This window comes from Microbacterium sp. dk485 (genome assembly GCF_004570445.1).
Lineage (GTDB): Bacteria > Actinomycetota > Actinomycetes > Actinomycetales > Microbacteriaceae > Microbacterium > Microbacterium wangchenii.
On the sequence record NZ_SPQW01000002.1, the window covers coordinates 1,227,000 to 1,251,078 of the forward strand.

Consider the following 24,079-nt stretch of genomic DNA (forward strand, 5'->3'; position numbering starts at 1 on the left):
GTCTTCGGTCGCACCCTCCCCTCCGTGGCAGATTCGGGCTTGACCTTGATCCTGCATCAACCCCGCATCCTGAGTGCAGCGGCCCCCGCAAAGGCGGCGCGGCGCATCGAGAGAGGCGGATGATGTCGAGTTTCATCGAGAAGGTCGTCGGCGACATCGGCAACGGGTCAGAGAACGGGAGCCGCCGGTCATGACCGCGGGGACGACAGGTGCGCCGGCGATCCGGGTGCACGCGCTGGAGAAGTCGTACGGGAAGCTCGCGGTGCTGCGCGGGGTGGACTTCGAGGTCGCCCCGGGGAGCATCTTCGCCCTCCTCGGCTCCAACGGCGCGGGCAAGACCACCGTCGTGAGGATCCTGTCCACACTCCTGCGCTCCGACGCGGGGACGGCCGCCGTCAACGGCTTCGACGTCTCCTCCCAGCCGGCACAGGTACGGGAGTCCATCAGCCTCACCGGTCAGTTCGCCGCCGTGGACGACATCCTCACCGGGCGGGAGAATCTGGTCCTCGTGGCCAGACTCCGCCACCTGACGAACCCGGGTGCGATCGCCGACGACCTGCTCGGCCGGTTCTCACTGACGGATGCCGGCGGGCGGAAGGTCGGCACGTACTCGGGCGGCATGCGCCGACGGCTGGACATCGCGATGAGCCTGATCGGGAACCCGCCGGTGGTGTTCCTGGACGAGCCGACCACCGGCCTTGACCCGGAGCTGCGCATCGAGGTGTGGAAGGCCGTCGAAAAGCTCGCAGCGAGGGGGACGACGGTGCTGCTGACGACGCAGTATCTGGATGAAGCCGAGGAGCTGGCCGATCGGATCGCCATCCTGCACAAGGGCCGGATCATCGTCGAGGGAACCCTGGACGAGCTGAAGCGACTGCTGCCGCCCACCAGAGTCGAGTACGTCGAGAAACAGCCTTCCCTCGAAGACATCTTCCTCGCGCTCGTGGGCGCGGACAGCGACAGCGGCGCCCGGTACGACGGTGCGGACGAGAAGGGATCATCATGACCACGCGCTTCTTCGGCGACACCGCCACCCTCACCGGGCGTTCGATGAAGCACGTCACCCGCAGCCCCGACACGATCATCACGACAGCCGTGATGCCGATCGCGATCATGCTGCTGTTCGTCTACGTGCTCGGCGGCGCCGTGGACACCGGCCCCGACTCCGCTTCGGGGGGATACATCGACTATGTGCTGCCCGGCGTCCTCCTGATCACGGTGGCGATGGGCATCTCGTACACCGCGTACCGGCTCTTCACCGACATGCAGGGCGGTATCTTCGACCGGTTCCACTCCATGCCCATCGCCCGCTCGGCAGCGCTCTGGGCGCACGTGCTGACCTCGCTGATGGCCAACCTCATCTCGGTTGTGCTGGTGATCGGCGTCGCGCTGCTGCTCGGTTTCCGCGCGGATGCCGGCGTGCTCGGGTGGCTTGCTGTGGCGGGCATCCTGCTCCTGTTCATCCTTGCGCTCACCTGGGTCGCAGTCATCGCCGGTCTGTCGGCGAAGTCGATCGAGGGCGCCAGTGCCTTCTCCTACCCGCTGATCTTCCTGCCGTTCATCAGCTCCGCGTTCGTGCCGACCGAGTCGATGCCCGGCCCTGTGCGATGGTTCGCGGAGCACCAGCCGGTGACCTCCATCGTGAACACCATCCGCGATCTGTTCACCCAGCAGCCGGTGAGCGGCGACATCTGGATCGCGCTCGCGTGGTGCGTCGGCATCTTCGTCGCAGCGTACGTCGCCGCGAAGGTCGTCTACCGGCGGAAGATCTCCTGAGGCAGGGTGAGTGCCATGCTCGCGATCAGCCAACTCGCCGCGTATGCCGGGGTGACGGTGGCCACCGTCCGGCACTACCACAAGATCGGGCTGCTGCCCGAGCCGGAACGCGACCGCTCCGGGTACCGCAGCTACGACGCCGCTGCCGTCGTGCGGCTGATCCGCATCCACGTGCTGGCCGGCGCCGGCGTACCTCTTGCCCAGGTGGAGGACCTCCTCGACGCCGGCCCGGACGAGTTCGCCGTGGGGGTGCGGGCCATCGACAAGCGGCTGCGTGCCGAGGTTCGACGGCTGCAGGACTCCCGGAGGCGCCTCGCCCGGCTCGCTGCCGGCGAGTTGGCCGCGCTCCCCGCGAGCGTGGTCGGCTACCTGGACCGGCTGCGCCGGCTCGGCATCGCAGAGCGGTACATCGAGATGGAAAGAAACGCCTGGATCATGGTCGCCGCCCAGCTACCAGACCAGATCGACGCCGTGATCGCCCAGAAGCACGCCGACCTGGATGACCCCGACATGGTGCGGCTCTACACGCTCTTGAGCGACGGGATGGATTGGACGGCGGACGACCCGCGCGTGGTCGAGGCCGCCGACGTCCTGCACCGGATCAACACGCGTGCCGTCGAGGCGGGCACGGCCGGCGGCGACGGGTTGGACGACCGCTTCGTCGCCCTGCTGGACGCGACCATGGTTCAGGCCGCACCGGCTGCGAGGCGGCTGCTGACTCTCCTGGAGGAGCGGGGCTGGAAAGGCTGGACCCGCGTCCAGCGAGTACTCGCCGACGAACACGCCCCGTAGCCGACCCCGCCGACTGCACCCGGTGATGCCGCGCCCGGCCTCGCCGCATTCGCTGCGCGCTGCCCGCGCGCTCTCAACGAACCCCCTACGAACGGACCCATCCACATGGCCATGACCGACAATCCGATCGAAGTCATCGATCTGCGCAAGTCGTTCGGCTCCGTCGCAGCGCTCGACGGCCTCAACCTGACCGTCCGTCCCGGGGAGATCGCCGGCTTCCTCGGGCCGAACGGCGCCGGCAAATCGACCACGATCCGGGCTCTGCTGGGGTTGCAGCGGACGGATTCCGGCATCGCCCGGCTCTTCGGCGGTGACGCGTGGCGCGATGCTGTCGCCTTGCACCGCCGGTTGGCGTACGTTCCCGGAGATGTGAGCCTCTGGCCGAACCTCACCGGCGGGGAGGCGATCGATTACCTCACACGGCTGCATCGCCAGTCGTACGACAGCGCGACCCGACAATCCCGCAAGGCCGAACTGCTGGACCGCTTCGACCTGGACCCGACGAAGAAGGCACGGACCTATTCGAAGGGAAACCGCCAGAAGGTGGCACTGGTCGCCGCGTTCCTCACCGACCCGGAGCTCTACATCTTCGACGAGCCGACCTCGGGTCTGGACCCGCTCATGGAGGCGATCTTCACCGAGCAGGTCCAGCAGGCCAAGGCCGCCGGCAAGTCTGTTCTGCTGTCCTCCCACATCCTGAGCGAGGTCGAGAAGCTCTGTGACACCGTGACCATCATCCGTAACGGTCGCACTGTGGAGAGCGGCAGTATCACCGAGTTGCGCCACTTGTCCCGCACTGCGGTCACCGCCGTGGTCGCGCAGGATCCGACCACGCTGCGGTCCATCACCGGAATCCACGACCTCACCATCTCGGCGGGAGAGGACGGCACCCGGGTCGGGTTCGCGGTCGACGCGGCCGCCATGGGCCACGTTCTCGTTGCACTCACCCAGCTCGGCGTGCACGCGCTCGCCGCCGCACCACCGTCGCTCGAGGGACTGTTCCTGCGGCACTACGGTGATTCCGCCGGCGCCGTCGGCGGCCTCGAACAGTCCAGGGCGGTCCCCCGATGACGTCGGAAACTGTCGCGCGCACCCGCCCCATGGGTCAGACACCCATCTGGGTTTCGGCCACGGCGGGCACCGGACACCTTCTGCGGTTCCTGCTCCGACGCGACTGGAGGCGCCTGGCCGTGTGGGTCGGGTCGCTCGCAGTGTTCTGCGTGTACTACGCGACAGCGACCAGCGCGCTCTACCCGACGGCAGAGGACCGCCAGAACCGCGCCGCATCCATATCCAACCCGGGTGGCGTCTTTCTCAGCGGCCCGGGCTACGGAACGGACGCCTACACCGCCGGCGCGATGTTCGCCAACGAGATGACCATCTGGCTCATAGTGCTCCTGGCGGTCATGAACATCCTCCAGATCACCCGCAACACCCGCTCTGAGGAAGCAAGCGGCCGGGCCGAGCTGGTTCGCGCTCTGCCTGTCGGGCGACACGCGGCGCAGGTGGCCGCCTTCCTTCTGGTCGTGATCGCGGATGCAGCTTTCGCCCTCCTGGGCAGCGGGCTTCTGGTCGCTGCAGGGCTGCCCGTTGCCGACACCGTCGCGATGATGGCCGGCCTCCTGACGACTGCGCTGGTGTTCGCTGGGGTCGCCACGGTCACCTGCCAGCTCACCCCGCACCCACGAGGCGCGTCAGGTCTGGCCATGGCTGCCCTCGGGCTCGCATTGATGATCCGTGGTGCGGGGGACATCGTGCAGCAGCACGGCAGCCCGCTCTCCTGGTTCTCGCCCCTCGCCTGGCCGCAGCAGTTGAGGGCGTACGTCGACCTGCGGGTGTGGCCGCTCGGGCTGAGCGTGTTCGCGATCATCCTCACCATCGCGATCGGCGCTCTCCTCGCATCGCGTCGAGACCTCGGCGATGCGCTCCTGCCCGAACGCGCGGGTCGCTCCGACGCAGCGCCCGCCTTATCCCAACCATTCGCGCTGGCCCTCCGACAGCAGCGGACCTCGCTGCTGTCGTGGCTCGTCGGCTGCGTCGCGATGTTCGGACTCACCGGCCTGTTCGTCGGCGAAGGGTTCGGCGACGTCCTACGGGACATCGCGGATCAGAACGACCTCACCGCGGCGATCTTCGGAGGCGATCCGCTGGCGGCGTTCTTGGGCCTGATGATGCTGCACAACGCGCTCGCCGCCGCCGTTTACGCCATCGCCACGACCTTGCGCATCAAGTCCGAAGAGGAGGAGGGGCGCCTGGGAATGACCCTGTCGCGCCCCGTACCGCGGGCCACCGTGCTGCTCTCGCATCTGACGGTGGTCGGGCTGGGCACATTCGTTCTGGTCGCCGTGGGCGGCGCGGTCGCCCTGTGGATCGGAGTCTTCATCTCCGGGGGCGACGTCAGCCTCGGAACCCTGCTCACCAGTGCCGGGGCGTTCTCGCTCGCCATCGACGTGATGCTCGCGTTCACCGCCGCGCTCTACGCGTGGACACCTCGAGCGACCCCGCTTGCGTGGACGCTGTTCGCGTACGTCGTCATCGACACGTTCTTCGGCGTCCTCCTAAACCTCCCCGACGCACTCAGGGCGCTGTCGCCGTTCTGGTGGATCCGCGAGTATCCCGCGACGCCGCTCAACCCGGCGCACCTGATCGGCCTGGGAACGGCAGCGCTTGCACTGATCGTGGTCGCCGTCGCGGGCTTCCGCCGACGTGACCTCTCCGCGGGCTGAGTGAAACGCGGGCGACCCGGTCAAACCTGCGAGCCCCGGCTCGACCGGACGATCGCGGTCTTCTCGCACACGATGACGGGATCCTCGCCGCGAGCAACGAGATCGAAATAGCCGTCCGCGAAGGCGAGGTCCGGCACCTGACCCTCCGGCAGCACGAGCTCCGGCCGGGGACGGGCGAAGTCGCCTGGGTCGCGCGCCGCACCGCGGCGATGCGCCGCGATCACCTCCGCGAGCGCGGCGCCCACGGGCTTGACCTGATTGTCCACGGTCAGCAGGCCGAGGTCGTACTCGAGCTCGTCGAAGCCCGTGAGTGAACGGTCGATGTCGTGGGAGCACCACCAGGTGACACCCCACGGCTTCGCGATCAGGGCGTTCCGCAGCAGCGCGGCCGCGAATTCGGGCAGCGCGTCGTCCGGAACCCACTCCGTGGAGACGCCGATCTCCTGCAACCACACCGGCCGGCCGACCGGCCGACCGTACGCCCGGCCCAGTTCGATCAGGTACCGGGCAAGGTGGAGCGTCCCCGTGCCGTCCCTGCCATAGCGTTCGAGCGCACCCGTGAAGTAGACCCACGAATGGATGCTCGTCACCGCACCCGCTTCCCCGAGGTGCTCACGGCTGAACGGCGCGTCATCGCGCAGCCACGGCATATGGTCGACGCCGATCGTGTGCAGTCCGCCCGGCATCACACGCTCGGAGTGCTCAAGCAGCATGTTTGCCCACGCGTCGCCCTCGCTCCGCGTCACATCGTTCCCGCGGTACGACGCGAGCGCGTTGGGCTCGTTGCCGATGTCGATCCCGAGGACGTTCCGGTGGCCCTCGACTGCGCCGGCCACCGCCGTGATCAAGCGCCGCTCAGCGTCGAGCGCCTCGGGGTCGGTGAACAGATTCGTCGACTCGCGCTGCCACAGTGGACGGAAGAAGGTGCCGGACATCCACCCGTTGAGCACGCAGATGACGACATCGAGACCGCACTCGGCGGCCATCTCCACGACTTCGGTCAATCGCGTGAGCATCGTGGGGCTCACGAATGTGCGGTTGGGCTGGAAGTACGTCCACAGGCACTGCAGTCGGATGTGGTCGAGCCCGAGCCCGGCGATCGCCTCCAGGTCGCGCCGGATCGAGGCGGCGTCCCAGTCGATCCAGCCGTACAGCCAGGCCTTCGAGGGCGTGTAGTTGGCTCCGAACCGGCAGTCAACCGACATGTCGTTCTCCTTCGTGCCCGTCATCCGCGGCGAGGGCGATGATGCGGACGTCCCGGGGCGCGACGCGGATTCGGCCGTCCGCCGGATCGGTGACATGAGCGGAGGTGACGTCGACCGTGCGCTCAAGGTCGCCGTGATTGAGGAGGAACAGGTATCGCCCACGACGGACCGCCTCGATTCCAGGCGGCAGGTCGGGCAGCGTCGGGCCGATCCCGGCATCGGCCGCGAGCCGGCCGGCCGTGGCGATCAGCGACGCCTCATCCAGTGAGGCAGCGAGGTACGTCGCGCGTCCCGCGCCGTGTGCGCGACTCGTGATGACCGGGGCGGCCTCGAGATCGCCGCCGATGAACGTCGCGACGGCTTCCGCTCGCGGTTCGAGGTCGAGGAGCTGCACGTGTTCCGCGAAGCGCGCGTAGGCCAGTTCGCCCTCACCGTCACGGCGCACGAGCCGGCCGGGGTGAGGCGAGCCGACCGCCGCGGAGATCCGGGCCGCACCCGGAGCGGGGGACGGGATCTCAGCGAGCGGCCAGTGCTCGAGCACCCGGACCCCGAAGAGTTCGCTGAGCGGTCCCGGGTACCCGCTCAGATGCACGCCGAGGGTGTCATCGACCACACCCGTGAGATGGGTGCCGACCACATGACCGCCCGCCGCGACGAACGCGGAGATGCGCTGCGCCGTCGACTCGGAGACGAGGAAGTGGCTCGGGAGCACCAGGAGACGATAGGTGTCGAGGTCCGAGTCGACCGAGACGAAGTCGGTGGCGATGCCGAGTTCGAAGAACGCCGCGTGCCATCGGCGCAGCTCGCCGTCCGGTGCGTCGGCGTCCGGGCCGTGCACCTCGCGCCGGGCCCACAGGCTGTTCCAGTCCAGCATGATGGCCACGCCGGCATCCACGCGGTCGCGGACTGCGGTCTCGATCGTCGCGAGATCGCCGCCGAGCCCGACGACCTCGGCCCAGCGCCGCCCGACCGGCCCCGCGTGGCCGACCATGCCCGAGTGGAACGTCTCGGCGCCACGAATCGAGGCCCGCCACTGGAACTGGCAGATGCCCTGAGCGCCGCGCGCGACCGCCTGCATCGACCACAGCCGGAACTGCCCCGGGCGTTTGGGCGTGTTGACGTCTCGCCACTGCACCGCGCCGACGGCCTGTTCGAGGATGATCAGCTCCTTGCCCTCGGCCAGCGAGCGCATGAGGTCGATGTGGAGCGCGTTATCGCGCGCACCGCACGGATCGTTGGGGTCGGGATAGGTGTCGTCGGTGACGAGATCCTCCGCACGCGCCCATTTCCAGTAATCGAGACCGTGGAACAGCCCCATGAAGTTGGTCATGACCTGAGCGTGCGGAGCAACCGCCTTGATCAGGTCGCGCTCGGCGGTGAACTGGCCGAGCAGCAGATCGGATCGGAACCGATTCCAGTCGAGGTACTGTGCCGGGTTGCCGAAGTCGGAGGTGGCCCCGGGCGGCTGGATCTGGTCCCAACTTCCGAATCGAAGGGACCAGAAGGCCGTGCCCCACGCGTCATTGAGCGCATCCAGCTCTCCGTATCTGCGGCGCAGCCAACCCACGAACTGCGTGCGGCACCGGCCGCAGAAACATGCCGCGGCGCCGCCGAACTCGTTCCCCGAATGCCACATGACCACCGTGGGGTTCAGCGCGTACCGCCGAGCGAGTTCGGCCGTCAAACGCCGCGACGCGCTCCGGTAGACCGCCGAGCTCGGGCAATGATGCCCGCGGGTGCCACCGGACCTGCGTCGGCCGTACTCGTCGATCGACGCCAGCTCCGGATCCAGATCACCGAGCCACGCCGGCGTCGACGCGCTCGCCGTCGCGAGGTCCACCGCGATTCCCGCCTCGCCGAGGCGGTCGATCAGGTCGTCGAGCCACTCGAACCGGTACTCGCCCGGAGCCGGCTCGATGATCGCCCAGGCGAAAACGCCCAGGGTGACGAGGTTCACCCCGGCCTCGCGCATGAGGCGGAGATCCTCATCGATCGTCGCAGCATCCCACTGTTCGGGGTTGTAGTCGCAGCCGTACCAGATCATGTGTCAGCCCTTCACAGATCCGAGCGTCAGGCCCGTCCGCAGGAACCGTTGCATCAGGAAGAAACCGATGACCAGCGGGATGACCGTGAGCAGTGAGCCGGCCAGGATCAGGTTGTACGTCGCCGCGCCTTTGTCGGCCTGCCACGCGTACAGCCCGAGCGTCACCGGATAGAGACTCCGGTCGGAGAGCATGATGAGCGGGAGCATGAACCCGTTCCAGGCACCGACGAAGCTGAACAGACCGACGGTGGCCAGCGCCGGAGCCATGATCCGCCCGGTGATCTGCCCGAAGATGCGGAGTTCGCCGGCTCCGTCCATCCGCGCGGACTCGATGATCTCGTCCGGCACAGCGCCTTCCGCGTACACCCGGCACAGGTACACCCCGAACGGGCTGATGATCGAGGGGATGATGATCGACCAGATCGTGTTGGTGGCACCGACGGACGCCGCCACCAGATAGAGGGGCACGGTGAGCAGGGCGCCGGGGATGAGCAGTCCCGCGACGACGCCGCCGAAGATGAGCTTGTCTCCCGGGAAGCGGAACTTCGCGAGCGCATAACCGCACGCGCCCGACGTGATGGTGGCACCGATCGCCGCGGCCAATCCGTAGCCGACGGAGTTCCCGAACCAGATCGGGTACAGGCCTCCGTCGCGTGCGAAGACGGCCTGGATGTTCTCGATGAGGTTCATCTCCGCGAACCAGAAGCCGTTCGAGGAGAACAGGTCGGCGTTCGATTTCGTCGCCGAGACCAGGAGCCACCACACGGGGAACAGGAAGTAGACGGCCGTAAGCACCAGCACCCCGTTGACGATGAGCCGGCTGCTCCATGCGGGCCTGTGCATCAGGACTCACTTCCTCGGGTGGACAGCTTGCGGTAGACGATGGCGAGGATGCCGGCGATGATCGCGATCAGCACGGAGATGGCCGAACCGCGCTCGAAATTGTTGGCAGCGAACGTCGCGTTGTACGCGAGCATCATCGGTGTCCATTCGGCGCCGATAGCGGTGGTGATGGTTCGCAACACCACCGGCTCGTTGAAGAGCTGGATGGAGCCGATGGTCGACAGCAATGCCGTCAGCGCGATCGGACCCCGGATCAACGGTGCCTTGATCCGCATCGCCAGAACCCAGCCGTTGGCGCCATCGATCTGCGCTGCCTCGATCACCTCCTTCGGGATCGACTGCAGTGCGGCTGTGTAGATGATCACGTTGTACCCGGCCCACGACCAGATGGCGATGTTCGCGATCGAGAACAGCACGGTCGGAGCTCCCAGCAGATCGATGTCCCACCCCCAGGACTGAACCAGCTGGATGACCGGGCTCAGCTGAGGAACATAGAGGTACGCCCACAGGAGCGACGCCACGATGCCGGGAATCGCGTAAGGGAGGAAGCTCGAGAGCCGGAAGACCCCACGGCCCCTCGCCGCACGGGAGTCGATGAGGAGCGCGATCGCCATCGCGACGACGAGCATCACGGGGATCTGGATGAGCCCGTAACCGAAGACCCGGAGGATGCCCTCCCAGAAGACCGGTGAGGTCACGACATCCACGTAGTTCGCGAGGCCGACGAAGACGTCCGTAGGCGGGCCGATCCCGATTCCCGACGTCTGTTTGCGGAACACGCTGCGAACGAGCGAGTAGCCGAGCGGGATCAAGTAGACCACCAGGAAGAGGATCACGAACGGTCCGACCAGGACCGTCAATGCGAGCGGGGGGCGGGACCGCCGCGAGGCGGTCCCGCCCGGGGTGCGGCGTGTCACGGCTCGGTGACCGAGATGCCCAGAGCCTTCATCGACTCGATCTGCTGCGCCTCGAGCGTCGCGAGCAGATCGCTGAGCGTGCCCGAGCCGTCCTTGAACGCGGACATGGAGTCGCCCAGCACGGTCATGCCCTCCGTCCACGTGGGCGAGTACCGCCACGGGCGCATCGCGAGTGCGTACTCGGCGAGTTCCTGGTTGATCTCCGCTCCACCGAAGAACGTCTTGACCTCGTCGGGCGTCGACATCTCGTCCGTCTTCATCGCGGGGAAGCTCTTCAGGCTCAGGATCGCGTCCATGTCGGTGGTCAGCCAGTTCGCGAACTGCATGGCCTCGTCAGGGTGCTCGCAGCCCTTGATGGCCAACTGCGCGCCGCCACCATTGGAGGACGAGGCGACGTCGCCTTCGGTCCAGTTCGGCATCGGGGCGATGGCCCATTCGCCGGCCCCACCGCTGACGTTCCCGGCCAGCAGTGGCGCCTGCCATGCGCCGCCGATGACGGCGAGCTGGCGACCTTCGCTCAGGTCGTTGTAGAACGTCGGGTCCCAGCGGTTCGTCATGTTGAGGAGGCCCTCGTCACGCAGTCGCTGCCAGTAGTCCGCGACCTCCTCGGACTCGGGATTGGTGATATCCACGCTCCATGCGTCATCCGAGATCTCGAACCACGGGTCCGACTTCTGCCCGACCAGGGAGATGAAGTCGGTGTGCGAGTCGCCACCGAGCCCGATCAGGTACGTACCGGGTGCCTTGGTGGAGACATCGCGCGCCGCCTGCTCGAACTGCTCCCACGTCGCGGGGACATCGATGCCGAGCTCGGCGAACTTGTCGGCGCGGTAGTACATGGCCATTGGGCCGCTGCCGGACGGAACGCCGTAGGTGGCCCCGGCGTAGTTGACCAGCTCCCATGTGCTCTCGAGGTAGTCGGACTCGTAGCCGGCGACTTCGTCGGTGACTTCGGTGAGCGCGTCAGCTACGAGCAGTGACGGGATGTAGTCATAGGGCATGAGCATGAGGCACGGCGCGTCTCCGGACTGGAGCGCGGCCATGAGCTTCGCGAACTGCTCGCCCCAGGAGCCGTCCGAGGTCGACAGAGCGACCTGGATATCGGGGTTCGCCTCGTTCCACTCCTCGACGAGGACATCCGTCCCCTGCAGCCCAGACCAGTATTCGATCGTCACCGGGCCCTCCGCCGCGGGCTCTGCAGTCGTGCCGCATGCCCCGAGCAGTCCCGTCGCCGCGATCACCGCGGGTATTGCGGCCCAGCGCCTCTTGTGCCTTCTCATGTGCTCTCCTCCTGGTCCTGCACGCGTCTTCGCGTGCTGCAAAACGGAGACGCGATGCGGATCGGGGAACCCCGGCTGCCGCGCGCGCCTTTGGTCGCGGCGAGGCATCCGCGGCGCTCGGCGCCAGGACAATATCGTCGCTGGGAACTGCAACTGGTACGGCAGTGAGGTTACACGGTTTACCAGATCCTCGCAATGTGCGATCGTTTCACCATCGACCGCCTCGCTCGTGGGCCAGGATGGGTGCCATGGATCCGACCTACGGGTACACGATCGACAGCCTCCTCGCCATCCGACCCCCCAACGCCCCCGCGGACTTCGCGCAGTACTGGGGCGCCCGATATGCGCAGGCCCGCGACATCCGCCCGATGCCGGTCATTCGCCCGAGCGCACAGCCCGCTCCGCCGGCAACGCGCTTGTACGACGTCGAGTTCTCGACCACGGACGGGCTGCGCCTCGGCGGCTGGCTCACCCTCCCCGCAGACGGGCGGGTCGAGCGCGGCCTGGTCGTCAGCCACGGATACGGCGGACGGCTCGAGCCCGAGCGCGTCGCGCCCGTCGAGCACGCTGCCGTGCTGTATGCCTGCGCCAGAGGGATGGGGGCCCGAAGCCTCACCGACGGCATCCCGGCGGTCGCCGAGCGGCACGTCCTCCACGGGATCGCCGATCGCGAGACCTACGTGCACGGAGGGTGCGCGGCCGACGTGTGGTGCTCGGTGAGCGCGCTGACCGAACTCGTCCCGGCCGTCGCCGGCCGCGTCGCGTATGTGGGCGGAAGCTTCGGGGGCGGAATCGGCGCCCTCGCGCTCCCCTGGGAGGATCGAATCTCGGCCGCATGCCTGTCGATCCCGAGCTTCGGCCATCACCCGGTGCGCGTCACGCTGCCGTGCACGGGCAGCGGCGAGTCGGTCCGTCGCCACGTCGAAGCGCACCCGGAGGCGATGGACGTCCTGCAATACTTCGACGCGGCCACCGCCGCGACGATGATCACCGTCCCCACTCACGTCGCACCTGCCCTCGCCGATCCTGCCGTCCCGCCGCCAGGACAGTTCGCCATCGCGAACGGCCTCGGCGGCGAGCGAGAGGTTTTCGTGCGCGCCACGGGGCACATGGACCACCCCGGCGCGCCGGAGGAGGCCGAGGCGCTGCGAGCATCCCAGCGCGACTTCCTCGCTCGGACCTGATCGCCGGAGCACCCCGGCCCTGTCAGCGCTGCGGACCGATTCCGTAGGACGCCCGCTGCACGAAGCGCGCAGGCAGAGTCCGCCGGACGGGCCCGACCGTTTCGGCCTCGAGGCCCGCCAGGAGCATCCGCCCCGCGATCTCGCCGAGCTCGACGTAGTCGCACGCGATCGTAGCCAACGGCGGCGACAGGTACGGGGCGAGCGGAATGCCATCGAACCCGAACACCGCGACCTGCTCCCCCACCCGCAGCCCCGCCTCCGCAATGGTGCGCATGCCGGCCGCCGCCATGACGTCGTTGGCGTAGAACACCGCCGTCGGCGGTTCGTCCACGGCGAGGATCTCGCGCGTCGCGTCTTCGGCACCCGACTCGGTGAACCCCCCCACCGCGAGCAGATCGGAGCGCAGCCCATGCCGCTCGAGGACGCCTGCCCAGATGTCTCGGCGCCGCCGCGCATGTTCCAGCGCGGGATCCCCCATGACGTGTCCGATGCGGATATGGCCCCGAGCGATCCAGCCGTCGAGCGCATGGCGAATCGAGTCGTCGGAGTCGTGGAAGACGGCGGGAATCTCGACCCCCGGCGGCGGATCGCCGATCACGATCGCCGAGGCGCCGAGTTCGTCCAACAAGGCGAACCGCGGATCGGCGTCGCGGAGATCCGCCACGATGAAGGCGTCGACGCTGCGTTCGGCTCGCCAATCCCGGTAGCAGAGCTCTTCCTCCGTCTCATCCGAGACGAAGCGGATCGTCAGGGCGTACGCCTGCTCCGAGAGCACCCGCTCCAATCCCGCAAGGAACAGCGGAAAGAACGGGTCCGCCCCGAGAAGATCCGGCTCGCGCCTGAGTATGAACCCGATCGTGTGCGCCGGAGAACCCTTGATCGCGCGGGCGGCGGTGTTGGGTCGCCAGCCGAGCTGATCCGCCGCTTCCATGATGCGGTCGACCGTGCTGGAGCGCAGGCGGTAACCGCCGTTGAACGCCCGCGACACGGCGTTCCTCGACACGCCCGCGAGGTCTGCGACATCCTGCGCCGTCACCCGGCGACGTCTGGGGGTCGACATGATTCTCGGCGCACCCGCCGTCACTCGGCCCGCAGCTCGTATGACGCACGCGGGAGGAAGCGCCCGGCCAGCGTCGTCACGGGCGGGACGGATCCATCCGTTGAGAGCAGGGTCATCAGCTCACCGCCGACGACGTCGCCGAGCTCGTCGAAGTCGCAGACGATGGTCGCGAGCGGTGGTGAGAGATACTGCGCCAGCGGGATTCCGTCGAATCCGGCGACGGCGATGTCTCCACCCACTGTGCGACCCGCGTCCGCGAGCACCCCCATGCCTGCGGCTGCCATGATGTCGTTCGCGTAGAAGATCGCAGTCGGCGGTTCGGCAGCGGCCAGAAGAGCGCGGGTCGCCACCTTCGCACCGTCTTCCGTGAACCAGCCGGTCTCGAACAGGTCGGAGCCGAGCCCGTGCGTGGCCAGGGCGTCGGCCCAGATCGCACGCCGGCGCAGCGTGTGCCGCAGGTTGGGGTCGCCTGTGACGTGCGCGATCCGGGTGTGACCGCGCTGGACCCACCCGTCGACGAGCTCGCGGATCGAGGCGTCGGTGGTGTGATAGACGGCCGGCTGAGAAACCGCACGCCCGGGGTCACCGACGATGACGCCCGGCAGATCGAGCTCGTCGAGCAGCGCGAACCGCGGGTCGCCGTCGCGCAGGTCGGAGACGATGACGCCGTCCACGCGGCTCTCCGCGACCCAATCGCGGTAGCAGCGGGTCTCCTCCTCCTCACTCGTGACGAACCGGATCGTGATGCCGTACGCGTGAGCGGAGAGCACTCGCTCGACACCCGCGAGGAAGAGCGGGAAGAACGGGTCGGAACCGAGCAGCGCGGGGTCGCGGCGGACCACGAACCCGATCGTCCTCGCCGGGGCGCCCTGGATGGCACGCGCAGCCGCGTTGGGCCGCCAGCCCAGTTGCTCCGCGGCGTCATGAATGCGCTTCACCGTGCTCTCGGGCAGCCGGGAGGCGCCGTTGAACGAACGCGAGACGGCCCCTTTCGAGACTCCCGCGAGAGCGGCGACGTCGTTGATGGTGACCCGTCGGCGACGCTCTGACATACGCCGAGGGTACTACCGCCCACCGTCGGCGCCGGGTCGCATCGGCACACGTACCGCGGACGGGATGAGCTTGGCGATATTGCGCTCAACGCAATATGCTCGCGGTGTGCTGGAATCCGGACTCGACATCCTGCGAATCGTCGCCGAGGCGGACCACCCCCTCACGGCCACCTCGATCGCGCAGCGTGTCGGCCTGCACGTGTCCTCGGTCTCGCGCACGCTCGGCGTGCTCGTTCGGCACGGATATCTCCGCAAGCCGACCTACCACTCGTTCGCTGCGGATCTCGGCCTCCTCGCGCTTGCCGGACGGTCGGCGTCGTCACTGACGGAGATCACCGCGACTCTCGCGCCGGTCGAACGGCTCGCCGGCGACACCGGACTCCAGGCCACCCTCGCCGCCCTGCACCACGACGAGGTGCTGTACCTGCACCAGTCCCAGCACGGACGGACGACATCCGCAGTGGCGGGTGGCTACCCGCTGCACCTGTCGGTCGTCGGGCTCCGCCTGCTCCTCGATCTGCCGGCGCCACGGGCCGTCGAGGTGCTGTCGATGGCGGCGCGCCGCTACGGGTGGGACCGACCTACGCCGGGGACGCCCGCCGACCCCGAGAGCTGCCTCACCCGCGCGCGGGCCCAGATTCAGGATGGCGTCCTCCGGATCGACGCCTGGGGCGATCCCTCCGTGCTGGCCGCAGCGGTCGCCGTCACAGTGCCGGGGCGCGCGCCACTCGCCCTCGCCCTCGTGGGTCCGCGTCCGCCGGGGGACGCCGATGCATTCGTCCGCGAGCACCTCGCACGCGGCGCCGAACACCTCCGCAGTGCCCTCATCTAGGAGAACCATCGTGCTGAGAGAACAGTCATTCGACCTCGTGGTGGCCGGCGGCGGTATGGCGGGTGTGTGCGCCGCGATCGCCGCCGCCCGGGAGGGCCTGCGCACATGCCTGGTCCACGAGCGTCCGGTGCTCGGCGGCGTTGCCTCGAGCGAGATGCGGGTGACCGTCCACGGCGCAGGACACAATCACTCGTTCGCACGCGAGACCGGGATCATCGCCGAGCTGCTGAGCGAGGAACGGCGCCGCAATCACGAGCCGATCAACGAGAACGGCTGGACCAACTCGGTGTTCGACCAGGTGCTCTACGACTTCTGCATACGGGAACCGAACCTGACGCTGCATCTGAACACCAGCGTCATCGGAGTCGAGCTCGAGGGCGCCGACGAGGTCGATCGTGCACCCCACACCGAGAAGGGCTACTACGAGCGCGAGGCCTGCGCGCCCAGCCGCCGGCTGACCGCCCTCCGAGCCCGCACCCTGTCGGCCGAGGTCGATCTCCGGCTCGCCGCCGACCTGTTCATCGATTGCACCGGCGATGCGTTCATCGCCGACCGGGCCGGCTGCGGCTGGCGGATGGGCAGCGAATCCCGCGCGGAGCACGGCGAGGCTCACGCTCCCGAGCAGCCCAGCACCGCCACGATGGGCAACTCGATCCACATCCGGGCCAAGGACGTCGGCAGGCCCGCGCCGTTCACGCCACCCGAGTGGGCAGTGCGACTGGATGACCCGTCGTACTTCTACGAGCAGGGCCGCGTGCCCAACGACCCGCACGGCGGGTTCTGGTGGATCGAGATCGGGATGCCGTGGCACACGATCTTCGACAACGAGACCATCAGGCACGAGCTCACCCGGTATGCGCTGGGCGTGTGGGACTGGATGAAGAACCGGGATCCCGAAATGAGGGAGCGCTGCCGCGACTTCGCGCTGGACTTCGTCGGCCAGGTGCCCGGCAAGCGCGAGAGCCGACGCGTGTTCGGCCGCCACTGGCTGACCGAGCAGGAGGTCCAGGCGCACACGCCGTTCCCCGATGCGGTCTGCTACGGCGGCTGGGGCATCGATCTGCACACGCCGGGCGGACTGCTCGCGGAGACTTCGGAACCGTCGGCGGCCGAGCGCTACCAGGAGGATTCCGAGTACGCGAGCAAGATCTATGTGCGCCCCTATGGCATTCCCTTGCGCAGTCTGATGGCGCGCGATGTCGACAATCTGCTGCTGGCGGGACGCTGCATCAGCGTGACCCGGGCCGCTCTCGGCTCCGTGCGGGTGATGGCGACGACGGCATCGATGGGGCAGGCCGCAGGCGTGGCCGCCGCGGTGATGACTCAGCGCGGCATCACGCTTCCGGAGTTGGCGGCGGAGGCCGCGGAGGGCGGCCCGGCCGTGCGCGAGGTCCAGCAGCGCCTGCTGCGCGGCGGCGCGTTCATCCCGGGCGTCCGCAATCACGACGACTCCGACCGCGCGCGCTCGGCCACCGCCTCGGCGTCGTCCCGGCAGCTCATGCACGGCCTGTCGCCGACCGACCCCGCGCCGTTCGAACAGCTTGCGAACCTCCCCGAGGAGGGGGCGTACGGGCTCGAGGGGGAGGTCGCGCAGCTGCTCTGGTTCGATGGCCGGCTCGATACCGTGTCGCTCTGCCTCGACAACACCGGCGACGCCGACCTGCGCCTCCCGTTGCGCCTGGTCCGCGTGGGCCACGTGTGGGACAACCGGAAGGGCGGCGACAGCGTGCTCGCCGAGGGTTCGGTCGGTGTCGTCCCCGGCACCGCGCGATGGGCGCACTGGCGGGTGGATCTCGCCGACCTCGCGCCCGGCTGGGTGCGCATCGAGACGGCAGCGCCCGCACCCGGGCTCCGCTGGCGCTACGCCAGAGGCGTCATGCCCGGACATTTCGCGAGCCGCAGCCTCTCGCCCACCCGGCTACGCGATCTGCATGCCTCCTTCGCCTACCGCGCCGCCCCGGCTCAGGACGCCTTCGCACCCGCCGAGGTGCTGTCCGGGGTCACCCGGCCGACGACCAGCACGGCCACGTGGCGGAGCGATCCCGGCGCCGGACTGCCGCAATGGCTGGAGCTCGCCTGGGAGGACGCGCAGCCGATCGAGCGCGTCGAGGTCACCTTCCCGGGCTCACTGCTTCGTGACGTCCACAGCACTCCACCGTTCTACGTCGAGCCGCAGACCGCCAAGGACTACGTGATCGAGGTCGAAGGCGTCGAGGCCGTTCGGGTCGAGGGGAATACGCAGTGGCGGCGCGTCCACCGGCTCGAGACCGCGGCGAAGGCTCGCAGCATCCGGCTGATCGTCCTGGCGACGAATGGCGATCCGGCCGCGTCCATCGCGGAGATCCGCTGCTACTGACGTCGGGAAATGGCTGCGCCGCGCCCCCGGATGGGCGCGGCGCAGTCGTGGCCATGCGGCGGCGGTGATCAGGTGAGCGTGAACACGACCGTCTGACTGTTTCCCGCGACGTCGAAGAGAACCAGCGAGTTGACCCCGGCGATCGCGCCGAACACACCCGGCTCGATGAAGTTCAGGTCTGACCACGCATCGTCCGACAGGTCCTTGACGGTTCCGTTGAGTTCGATGCGATCGATCTTCCCCGCGTCATGGAGTTTGAAGCTCACCAGGTCGTAGCCATCGCCGGCCTGCACGGTGAATCGGTCGCCGTTCTTGACCGCCGCCGTGGGCGGTGTCGAGTCGACCACGAGATCGAACGTCCCCGTCCGGGAGACGTTCCCGGCGGCGTCATGAGCGTTGAACTTGACGGTGTATTCGCCGTCAGGCACCGTGACCGAGGCCGTGTGTGTTGCCGACACCGCACCGTCGACGGCTGACTGCGTGCTCCGCACGAGGGTTCCGGCACGGTAGACGTTCGCCACGATCCTGCTCAGCCCCTGATCGTCGGAGGCATCGACGCGGAGGTCGATACTTCGCAGCGGTCCCGCCGAGCTCGGCGTCACGAGCGTCGCCTCCGGACGCACCTCATCCGGTGCGGACGGCCCCTCGTCCCACGCCCGGACATAGTCGACGGCGAGCACGCTCGGGGCTTTCGGATCCCGCGCGTTCGACGCCGCGAGGTTGAGGATGAGGTACTGACGATCGGTCGTCCCGAGGTAGTGCGTCGCCAGGTGGACCCCGTCGTAGTAGAAGTCGATGTTGCCATCCGTACGCCAGTGCGCACCGTAGACATGCCAGGCGTCCGGTGCGACGTCGAGGCACGCGCGTTCATCGATGTCGGGTCCGTGCACGCTCGCGCAGGCCTGGCCGGCCAGGCCCTCCATCACGTCGATCTCGCCCGTATGCGGCCAGTTGTGGCTCTCACCGTTGAGCCAGAACGCCGGCCAGTTGGCGATGCCGTGCGGGGCCTGCTCGGTGCGCATGCGCGCCTCGACGAAACTTCCCGGGCCGACGGCGAACTTCTTCCAGCTCTGGATCATCGCCCCCGCGTAGTCGTATTCGAACGAGGTGCCGCGGCGCTCGCACTCGGTCGCGCGCTCGACGAAGTGCAGCTCGAGTGAACCGTCCTGGATCCGGATGTTGTCCGGGTCGTAGCACTGGATCTCCGTGCCGACGTTGACAGGCGTCGTCATCTCGCCGTCCACGCCGTCGACCCACCCGCGGTTCCAGACGCTCGCGTCCAGCGCCGGCGCGTCGAAGCCGTCGTCCAGCAGCACCGAGGTCATGGCTCCAGCCACCTCGGGCGGCGCAAGCGGATGCGGCTCACCGGCCCCGCCGCCGGGCGGGCACTCGAGGGGGGTCACGTCGAAGACCCACTCGGTCTGCGCACCGGGCGTCAGCGAATATCCGAGCGCTGCTTCGGCTGTGACCGTGAGCTCATTCCCGGTGCGTGCCTGCGTGTACGAGACGCCGTCGAGCTCGGGGATCACGATCACCGGTTCGATGCCGCACGCCGAGGCCTGCCGGACCGGCGGTGCGGGCATGACGCCGCGCACCGTGTCCCATGCCCGCACGTAATCGACCGCGAACGTGCTCGGCGCGACCACACGATTCGGCCAGGCTGCGACGTTCAGGATCGGATACATCGGATCGGTGGTGCCGAGCGCGAAGCTCGCGGTCGGCATGCCGTCGTAGTAGATGTCGACCGTGCCATCGACCTTCCAGTGCGCGCCGACCGTGTGCCAGGCGTCCAGCTCGAGCGCCGCACACCGCTTCTCGCTGGCGCCGTCGGCCCGCGTGACTGAGGCGCACGCGCCGCCCGGTTCGCCCTTCATGAGTACCACGGTGCCGTTGCTCGGCCAGTTCAGGCTGCGTCCCTGCATCCAGACGGTCGGCTCGTTCTCGATCGCCCCCGTAGTGCCTGGTAGATAGACGCGGGCCTCGAGGAAGCTCCCCGGCCGAACGGTGAACTTGCCGTAGGAGTTGATCATTCCCCCGGCATAGGCGCGCTCGACGCCGCCGCAGGTCAGATTCTCCTCCGTGAGGTCGAGCGCGACCTCACCGCCGCTGACGGTGACGTTGTCGGGGTCGTAGCACTGCGCCTGCCCGGCGTTCACCGGAGCGGTCACGTCCGCGCCGTTGCCGAACCATCCCTTCGTCCATACCGTCGAGTCCAACGCGACCCCGTCGAAGTCGTCGTCGAGCAGCACGCCCGTCACCTGGTCGGCGATCGCCGGCGGTGCGCTCGGCACCGGCGGAGCGCCCGGCTCCTCCCCCGAGGCGGGTGTCGCGCTCAGTGTCGCAGCAACCACGGCAGATGCCGCGAACGCGGTCAACAGGGGTCGTTGGCGTCTCATCCGGGACGATTCCTCTCGCCTCATTGCGCGGCGGGACCGCTTATGAGCCCACCGGAACGGAGCACGACATCCAGCGTTCCTTGCGTTATGCCGCCTGAGGCCCTGCCACCGTACGCGAGCAGGTTAACCGGTTTACCAGACCGTCGTCAACGGTGACGTCAACAGTGACGGCCGGCCCTCCGATGGCGATCACCCCGCGCAGGAAGTGCGCGACCGTCTCAGGCGGCGAGGGCGGCCTTGGCGTCGACGGTGTCCTGATCGGCGAGAACCTCCGGCGCGCCCGCCTGGAGCCCGTCGAGCGCCGCGGTGACCACGTCGGCCGGGTCGTTCTTGGGGATGTCCCAGCCGGCCATCATGTCTGTCTCGGTGGCGCTCAGATAGAGGCCGGTGACCTGGGTGCCCTGCCCGACCAGTTCCAGGCGCACGCCGTTGGTCATGCTCCACGAGGCGGCCTTCGACGCCGAGTAAGCATTGGCGCCGGCGACCGAGAGCCAGGACAGGCGCGAGTTCACGTTGAGGATGCCGCCGCCCCCGTTTCGGGCCAGAACCGGTGCGAACGCGCGGACCATCGCGAGGGGGCCGAAGAAGTTCGTCTCGAACTCGTTCCTGATCGCGGCGAGCTCCCCGGTGACGAGATCGGTTCCGGTGGAGACACCGGCGTTGTTGATCAGGAGGGTCAGGTCGGTGGCGACGGCGGCCACGTCTGCCACCGACGCGGGGTCGGTGACGTCCAGCGCGAGCGGGACCGCCCCCGGCACATCGATGGTCTCTGGGTTCCTCGCGGTGGCGTACACCTTCGAGGCCCCTCTCTCCAGCAGGTGCTGGACGAAATGCCGGCCGATGCCGCGGTTGCTGCCTGTGACGAGTGCCACGCTTCCTTCAATGTTCACGCGACTAACGTAGGACGCTTCCTCGCGCCTCTCAATGCCAAAACTGCTCATATCGATATCTGTAACGCTCAACTGGGATACGCTCAGGCACCATGGACGCCCTATCGGGACTCATCGACACTCAAGGGGTGCGGGGAGTTCTCGGCGCACGCATCGCCGCCGGGGAGGACTGGGGCTGGTGGTCGGCGGAGACACCGGGGGCAGCCTTCCACGCCGTGACAGCGGGCACCGTGTGGATCGCTCCGGAGGGCGGCGATCCGGTGCAGCTGCTGCCCGGCGACCTGCTCCTGCTTCCGAGCGGCGGTGCACACGCCCTGGCGAGCGATCCGGACACGCTCGCCCGTACGTCGCCGCAACGCTCCGACGACCCCTTGGTCGCTGGGGACGGGACCGTTCGGATGGGGCGGGGTTCGGCGCGGACGCATATCCTCTGCGCGCATTACGCCCACGATCCCGTCACCTCCGCCCCACTCCTCGCGGCGCTCCCGCCGGTCCTGCTGCTTCGCGGGCAGGGCGAGGACGAGGGGCTCGCCGAGACGGTCAGGCTGGTGGGGCGGGAACTGGCCGCACCGCGACCGGGGAGCCCGGTCGTCCTGGCCCGCCTCATCGACGTGCTGCTCGTACAGGCGTTGCGCGCGTGGTTGGCCCGTGAGGACGACAGCGCTGCTTCCCCGCTGCACGCCGTCCGCGACCCCGCGGTCAGCGCGGCGATGGCGTTGATAGACGCCGCCCCGGGCGACGCATGGACGGTCACGAGGCTCGCCAGAGAGGCCGCTGTGTCGCGAGCGACGCTCGCGCGCCGCTTCCCTGCGATCCTCGGCGAAACGCCGGCCGCGTACCTCACCCGCCGCCGGCTCGATCTCGCCGCACGCCGACTTCGCGACACCGACGACACCCTCGAAGTGATCGCTCAGCACGTCGGCTACACGTCTGTCTATGCGTTCAGTCGTGCGTTCCGCCGCCAACAAGGCGTCCCGCCCGGCCGGTTCCGCGTTGCCGCACGCGCCGGCACCATCGCCTCCTGAGCTCTCCGTGTTCTCGCGTTCGGTACCGTGACAGGATTCGGCTACCGAGAGGACGGGCTCACCGCTCGATGTGCAGCCTCTTACCGACCGGTCGACCCCTCGATAGCCCGCGGCCACGTGCGGAAGCTGATCAAGGAGCCTGAGCTCACGACGCGGGGGGTCGCGATGCGCGGAGCTTCTTGCCCCGGTCCCAGTGCGTCGTGTCAAGCGGGGCCCCGTCGGTGTTCCATCGCTCCCAGAGACCGTGTTTCTCGTCGTCGAGGAAGCCTCCGCGTTGGAGTAGACCCCCGGTCGCGCGGTACCAGACCCAGCTCCCGTGCAGCTTTCCGCCTTGGTACTCGCCCTCCGATCGCAGGGACCCGTTTGTGAAGTAGTGACGCCAGACGCCGTGGCGGTTCCCTTCGACGTACGCGCCGGTGTTGATCCCGCCGTGTGGGTCACTCTCCGATCACCATCCCGTCCTGCGGCCCTCGTCGTCGAGCGCGTTGGGGGCGGAGTCGGCGCTCATGCGGGGCTCGTGAGCTGGATCAGATTGCCACAGGTGTCGTCCAGCACCGCCGTGACGACAGGCCCCATCGTCGTCGGCGTCTGCCGGAAGGTGACGCCCCGCGCACGGAGCTCCGCATGGACAGCTGCGACGTCGTCGACCGCGAAGGAGGTGAAAGGGATGCCGTCCTCAACCAACGCCTGCTTGTACGCTTTCGCGGCCGGGTGGGCGTCGGGCTCCAGCAGCAGCTCGACGCCCTCAGGTTCCTGCGCTCCGACGACCGTGAGCCACCGGTACTCCCCCAGCGGGACGTCCGTCTTGGCGACGAAGCCGAGCACATCGGTGTAGAAAGCGAGCGCTTTGGTCTGGTCATCGACCAGCACGCTCGCGACGTTGATCCTGGGCATGGCTGATCACTCCTCGAGTGTGGGTAGTGGCCAGCGGTCGACGATCGACCGCAGCGGTTCAGTATTGAGATGGTGGATCTTCGTGCGCCCCTCCCTGCGCGAGCGGACCAGATCGGCTTCCTCCAGCACGGTCAGGTGCTGCGAGATGGCCTGCCGCGTCGACGTCCTGCCGTGCCGCATTGCCAGACGCGAGCAGATTTCGAACAGCGACTGCCCGTCGCGGTCGGTCAGCTCGTCCAGGATGATCCGCCGAGTCGGGTCGGACAACGCTTTGAAGACATCACCCACACCGGAACTATAGGCAACTCTTTACTTGCATGTCTATGGTCCACCTCGCACGTCGCCCTCAGGACTTGCGATCCGGCGGCATCGCCGTGGACGCCGTGGCTCCGGTGTCACCAACCTCCGGCTGCCGCGGAATCGTGCAGCTGAGCGAAGACAGGCCCAACGCGCTTCTGGAGATGCTCTGGATCCGCGAGGCCCACAATCTCTGCCCCGACGGTGTAGATCTCCCGCCTCTGCTGGTCGACACGCCCGCGGGCCCGATTGAACGAGTTGCCTCCACAGCGGAACGGAGCGAGTGGGAGCGGGCATGGCCGAAATTGTGGCCACAGGTGGTGGGTCCGCGCCTGGCATGCCGGGCTGACCAAGATCGTGGTTATTCCCTGCGAGGGCGAATACTCACGCAGGATCAGTCCCAACGCATTGCTGATGACTGGCGCCGCTCGCAACGATAGCGCCGCCTACCAACGGCCTCTCGACTCGCTCCGTTGACGACTGAACGGACCCCCTCCGCGCTCGCCAAAC

General features: G+C 68.4%; 20 protein-coding genes. 9 read left to right on the plus strand and 11 right to left on the minus strand.

Going from position 1 to position 24,079, the window contains the following annotated elements; all coding sequences use genetic code 11:
- The first annotated feature begins 190 nt into the window (after positions 1 to 190).
- The 5 genes from E4V99_RS16860 to E4V99_RS16880 all read left to right on the plus strand — a co-directional run bounded on the left by E4V99_RS16860 (position 191) and on the right by E4V99_RS16880 (position 5,294).
- Positions 191 to 1,006 (plus strand): ATP-binding cassette domain-containing protein, encoded by an 816-nt coding sequence (locus tag E4V99_RS16860; protein WP_135065187.1) that lies wholly within the window; start codon positions 191 to 193, stop codon positions 1,004 to 1,006.
- On the plus strand, positions 1,003 to 1,776 hold the full coding sequence (locus tag E4V99_RS16865; RefSeq protein WP_135065184.1) for an ABC transporter permease: 774 nt from the start codon (positions 1,003 to 1,005) through the stop codon (positions 1,774 to 1,776). The genes E4V99_RS16860 and E4V99_RS16865 overlap by 4 nt, the downstream gene beginning before the upstream one ends.
- A gap of 15 nt (positions 1,777 to 1,791) precedes the next feature.
- Entirely contained in the window at positions 1,792 to 2,568 is a 777-nt protein-coding gene (locus E4V99_RS16870; protein WP_135065181.1) for a MerR family transcriptional regulator, read from the plus strand.
- A gap of 111 nt (positions 2,569 to 2,679) precedes the next feature.
- The gene (locus E4V99_RS16875) at positions 2,680 to 3,639 is read left to right on the plus strand and encodes an ABC transporter ATP-binding protein (RefSeq protein ID WP_135065178.1); all 960 of its coding nucleotides are present in this window, start codon (positions 2,680 to 2,682) and stop codon (positions 3,637 to 3,639) included.
- Complete coding sequence (locus tag E4V99_RS16880; RefSeq protein WP_209305647.1) at positions 3,636 to 5,294, plus strand: hypothetical protein; 1,659 nt, start codon at positions 3,636 to 3,638, stop codon at positions 5,292 to 5,294. The genes E4V99_RS16875 and E4V99_RS16880 overlap by 4 nt, the downstream gene beginning before the upstream one ends.
- Before the next feature lie 20 nt (positions 5,295 to 5,314).
- Here E4V99_RS16880 and E4V99_RS16885 read toward each other — a convergent pair whose 3' ends face one another.
- From E4V99_RS16885 to E4V99_RS16905, 5 genes are all read right to left on the minus strand, one after another.
- Positions 5,315 to 6,499 (minus strand): cellulase family glycosylhydrolase, encoded by a 1,185-nt coding sequence (locus E4V99_RS16885; protein WP_167758143.1) that lies wholly within the window; start codon positions 6,497 to 6,499, stop codon positions 5,315 to 5,317.
- Positions 6,489 to 8,543 (minus strand): beta-galactosidase, encoded by a 2,055-nt coding sequence (locus tag E4V99_RS16890; protein WP_135065172.1) that lies wholly within the window; start codon positions 8,541 to 8,543, stop codon positions 6,489 to 6,491. Before E4V99_RS16890 ends, E4V99_RS16885 begins: the two co-directional genes overlap by 11 nt.
- A gap of 3 nt (positions 8,544 to 8,546) precedes the next feature.
- The gene (locus E4V99_RS16895) at positions 8,547 to 9,386 is read right to left on the minus strand and encodes a carbohydrate ABC transporter permease (protein WP_135065169.1); all 840 of its coding nucleotides are present in this window, start codon (positions 9,384 to 9,386) and stop codon (positions 8,547 to 8,549) included.
- Complete coding sequence (locus E4V99_RS16900; protein ID WP_135065166.1) at positions 9,386 to 10,222, minus strand: sugar ABC transporter permease; 837 nt, start codon at positions 10,220 to 10,222, stop codon at positions 9,386 to 9,388. The genes E4V99_RS16895 and E4V99_RS16900 overlap by 1 nt, the downstream gene beginning before the upstream one ends.
- A 77-nt stretch (positions 10,223 to 10,299) precedes the next feature.
- Positions 10,300 to 11,583 (minus strand): extracellular solute-binding protein, encoded by a 1,284-nt coding sequence (locus E4V99_RS16905; RefSeq protein WP_167758144.1) that lies wholly within the window; start codon positions 11,581 to 11,583, stop codon positions 10,300 to 10,302.
- Between the two features lie 248 nt (positions 11,584 to 11,831).
- Here E4V99_RS16905 and E4V99_RS16910 point away from each other — a divergent pair, with 248 nt between their 5' ends.
- Entirely contained in the window at positions 11,832 to 12,767 is a 936-nt protein-coding gene (locus tag E4V99_RS16910; RefSeq protein ID WP_167747748.1) for an acetylxylan esterase, read from the plus strand.
- A gap of 22 nt (positions 12,768 to 12,789) precedes the next feature.
- Here E4V99_RS16910 and E4V99_RS16915 read toward each other — a convergent pair whose 3' ends face one another.
- Positions 12,790 to 13,827: a LacI family DNA-binding transcriptional regulator gene (locus E4V99_RS16915; RefSeq protein ID WP_135065157.1), complete on the minus strand. Its 1,038-nt coding sequence runs from the start codon at positions 13,825 to 13,827 to the stop codon at positions 12,790 to 12,792.
- Positions 13,828 to 13,847: 20 nt separating this feature from the next.
- On the minus strand, positions 13,848 to 14,879 hold the full coding sequence (locus tag E4V99_RS16920; RefSeq protein WP_135065154.1) for a LacI family DNA-binding transcriptional regulator: 1,032 nt from the start codon (positions 14,877 to 14,879) through the stop codon (positions 13,848 to 13,850).
- Between the two features lie 106 nt (positions 14,880 to 14,985).
- Here E4V99_RS16920 and E4V99_RS16925 point away from each other — a divergent pair, with 106 nt between their 5' ends.
- On the plus strand, positions 14,986 to 15,711 hold the full coding sequence (locus E4V99_RS16925; RefSeq protein WP_167747747.1) for a helix-turn-helix domain-containing protein: 726 nt from the start codon (positions 14,986 to 14,988) through the stop codon (positions 15,709 to 15,711).
- A 10-nt stretch (positions 15,712 to 15,721) separates the two neighbouring features.
- Positions 15,722 to 18,067 (plus strand): FAD-dependent oxidoreductase, encoded by a 2,346-nt coding sequence (locus E4V99_RS16930; RefSeq protein WP_245233225.1) that lies wholly within the window; start codon positions 15,722 to 15,724, stop codon positions 18,065 to 18,067.
- A 68-nt stretch (positions 18,068 to 18,135) separates the two neighbouring features.
- Here E4V99_RS16930 and E4V99_RS16935 read toward each other — a convergent pair whose 3' ends face one another.
- Both E4V99_RS16935 and E4V99_RS16940 read right to left on the minus strand, forming a co-directional pair.
- Positions 18,136 to 20,418, minus strand: a complete 2,283-nt coding sequence (locus tag E4V99_RS16935) for an Ig-like domain repeat protein (RefSeq protein ID WP_135117924.1) — start codon at positions 20,416 to 20,418, stop codon at positions 18,136 to 18,138.
- A 263-nt stretch (positions 20,419 to 20,681) separates the two neighbouring features.
- On the minus strand, positions 20,682 to 21,353 hold the full coding sequence (locus tag E4V99_RS16940; protein WP_135117925.1) for an SDR family oxidoreductase: 672 nt from the start codon (positions 21,351 to 21,353) through the stop codon (positions 20,682 to 20,684).
- Between the two features lie 92 nt (positions 21,354 to 21,445).
- On the opposite strand from E4V99_RS16940, the gene E4V99_RS16945 reads away from it, so the two are divergent.
- Positions 21,446 to 22,378 carry an AraC family transcriptional regulator gene (locus E4V99_RS16945; RefSeq protein WP_135117926.1) on the plus strand — a complete coding sequence of 311 codons (933 nt, stop codon included), beginning with the start codon at positions 21,446 to 21,448 and terminating at the stop codon, positions 22,376 to 22,378.
- 504 nt (positions 22,379 to 22,882) lie between these two features.
- On the opposite strand, the gene E4V99_RS16955 is transcribed toward E4V99_RS16945, so the two are convergent.
- Both E4V99_RS16955 and E4V99_RS16960 read right to left on the minus strand, forming a co-directional pair.
- The gene (locus tag E4V99_RS16955; RefSeq protein WP_135117927.1) at positions 22,883 to 23,272 is read right to left on the minus strand and encodes a VOC family protein; all 390 of its coding nucleotides are present in this window, start codon (positions 23,270 to 23,272) and stop codon (positions 22,883 to 22,885) included.
- Positions 23,273 to 23,278: 6 nt separating this feature from the next.
- Positions 23,279 to 23,560, minus strand: a complete 282-nt coding sequence (locus E4V99_RS16960; RefSeq protein ID WP_135117928.1) for a metalloregulator ArsR/SmtB family transcription factor — start codon at positions 23,558 to 23,560, stop codon at positions 23,279 to 23,281.
- Positions 23,561 to 24,079 lie beyond the last annotated feature (519 nt).

Excerpts from the sequence above, each read along its gene's own strand:
- E4V99_RS16905 (WP_167758144.1), bottom strand. The coding sequence starts at position 11,583 with ATGAGAAGGCACAAGAGGCGCTGGGCCGCAATACCCGCGGTGATCGCG.
- E4V99_RS16870 (WP_135065181.1), top strand. The coding sequence starts at position 1,792 with ATGCTCGCGATCAGCCAACTCGCCGCGTATGCCGGGGTGACGGTGGCC.
- E4V99_RS16890 (WP_135065172.1), bottom strand. The coding sequence starts at position 8,543 with ATGATCTGGTACGGCTGCGACTACAACCCCGAACAGTGGGATGCTGCG.
- E4V99_RS16895 (WP_135065169.1), bottom strand. The coding sequence starts at position 9,386 with ATGCACAGGCCCGCATGGAGCAGCCGGCTCATCGTCAACGGGGTGCTG.
- E4V99_RS16915 (WP_135065157.1), bottom strand. The coding sequence starts at position 13,827 with ATGTCGACCCCCAGACGTCGCCGGGTGACGGCGCAGGATGTCGCAGAC.
- E4V99_RS16880 (WP_209305647.1), top strand. The coding sequence starts at position 3,636 with ATGACGTCGGAAACTGTCGCGCGCACCCGCCCCATGGGTCAGACACCC.
- E4V99_RS16910 (WP_167747748.1), top strand. The coding sequence starts at position 11,832 with ATGGATCCGACCTACGGGTACACGATCGACAGCCTCCTCGCCATCCGA.
- E4V99_RS16865 (WP_135065184.1), top strand. The coding sequence starts at position 1,003 with ATGACCACGCGCTTCTTCGGCGACACCGCCACCCTCACCGGGCGTTCG.
- E4V99_RS16920 (WP_135065154.1), bottom strand. The coding sequence starts at position 14,879 with ATGTCAGAGCGTCGCCGACGGGTCACCATCAACGACGTCGCCGCTCTC.
- E4V99_RS16945 (WP_135117926.1), top strand. The coding sequence starts at position 21,446 with ATGGACGCCCTATCGGGACTCATCGACACTCAAGGGGTGCGGGGAGTT.
- E4V99_RS16860 (WP_135065187.1), top strand. The coding sequence starts at position 191 with ATGACCGCGGGGACGACAGGTGCGCCGGCGATCCGGGTGCACGCGCTG.
- E4V99_RS16875 (WP_135065178.1), top strand. The coding sequence starts at position 2,680 with ATGACCGACAATCCGATCGAAGTCATCGATCTGCGCAAGTCGTTCGGC.
- E4V99_RS16955 (WP_135117927.1), bottom strand. The coding sequence starts at position 23,272 with ATGCCCAGGATCAACGTCGCGAGCGTGCTGGTCGATGACCAGACCAAA.
- E4V99_RS16885 (WP_167758143.1), bottom strand. The coding sequence starts at position 6,499 with ATGTCGGTTGACTGCCGGTTCGGAGCCAACTACACGCCCTCGAAGGCC.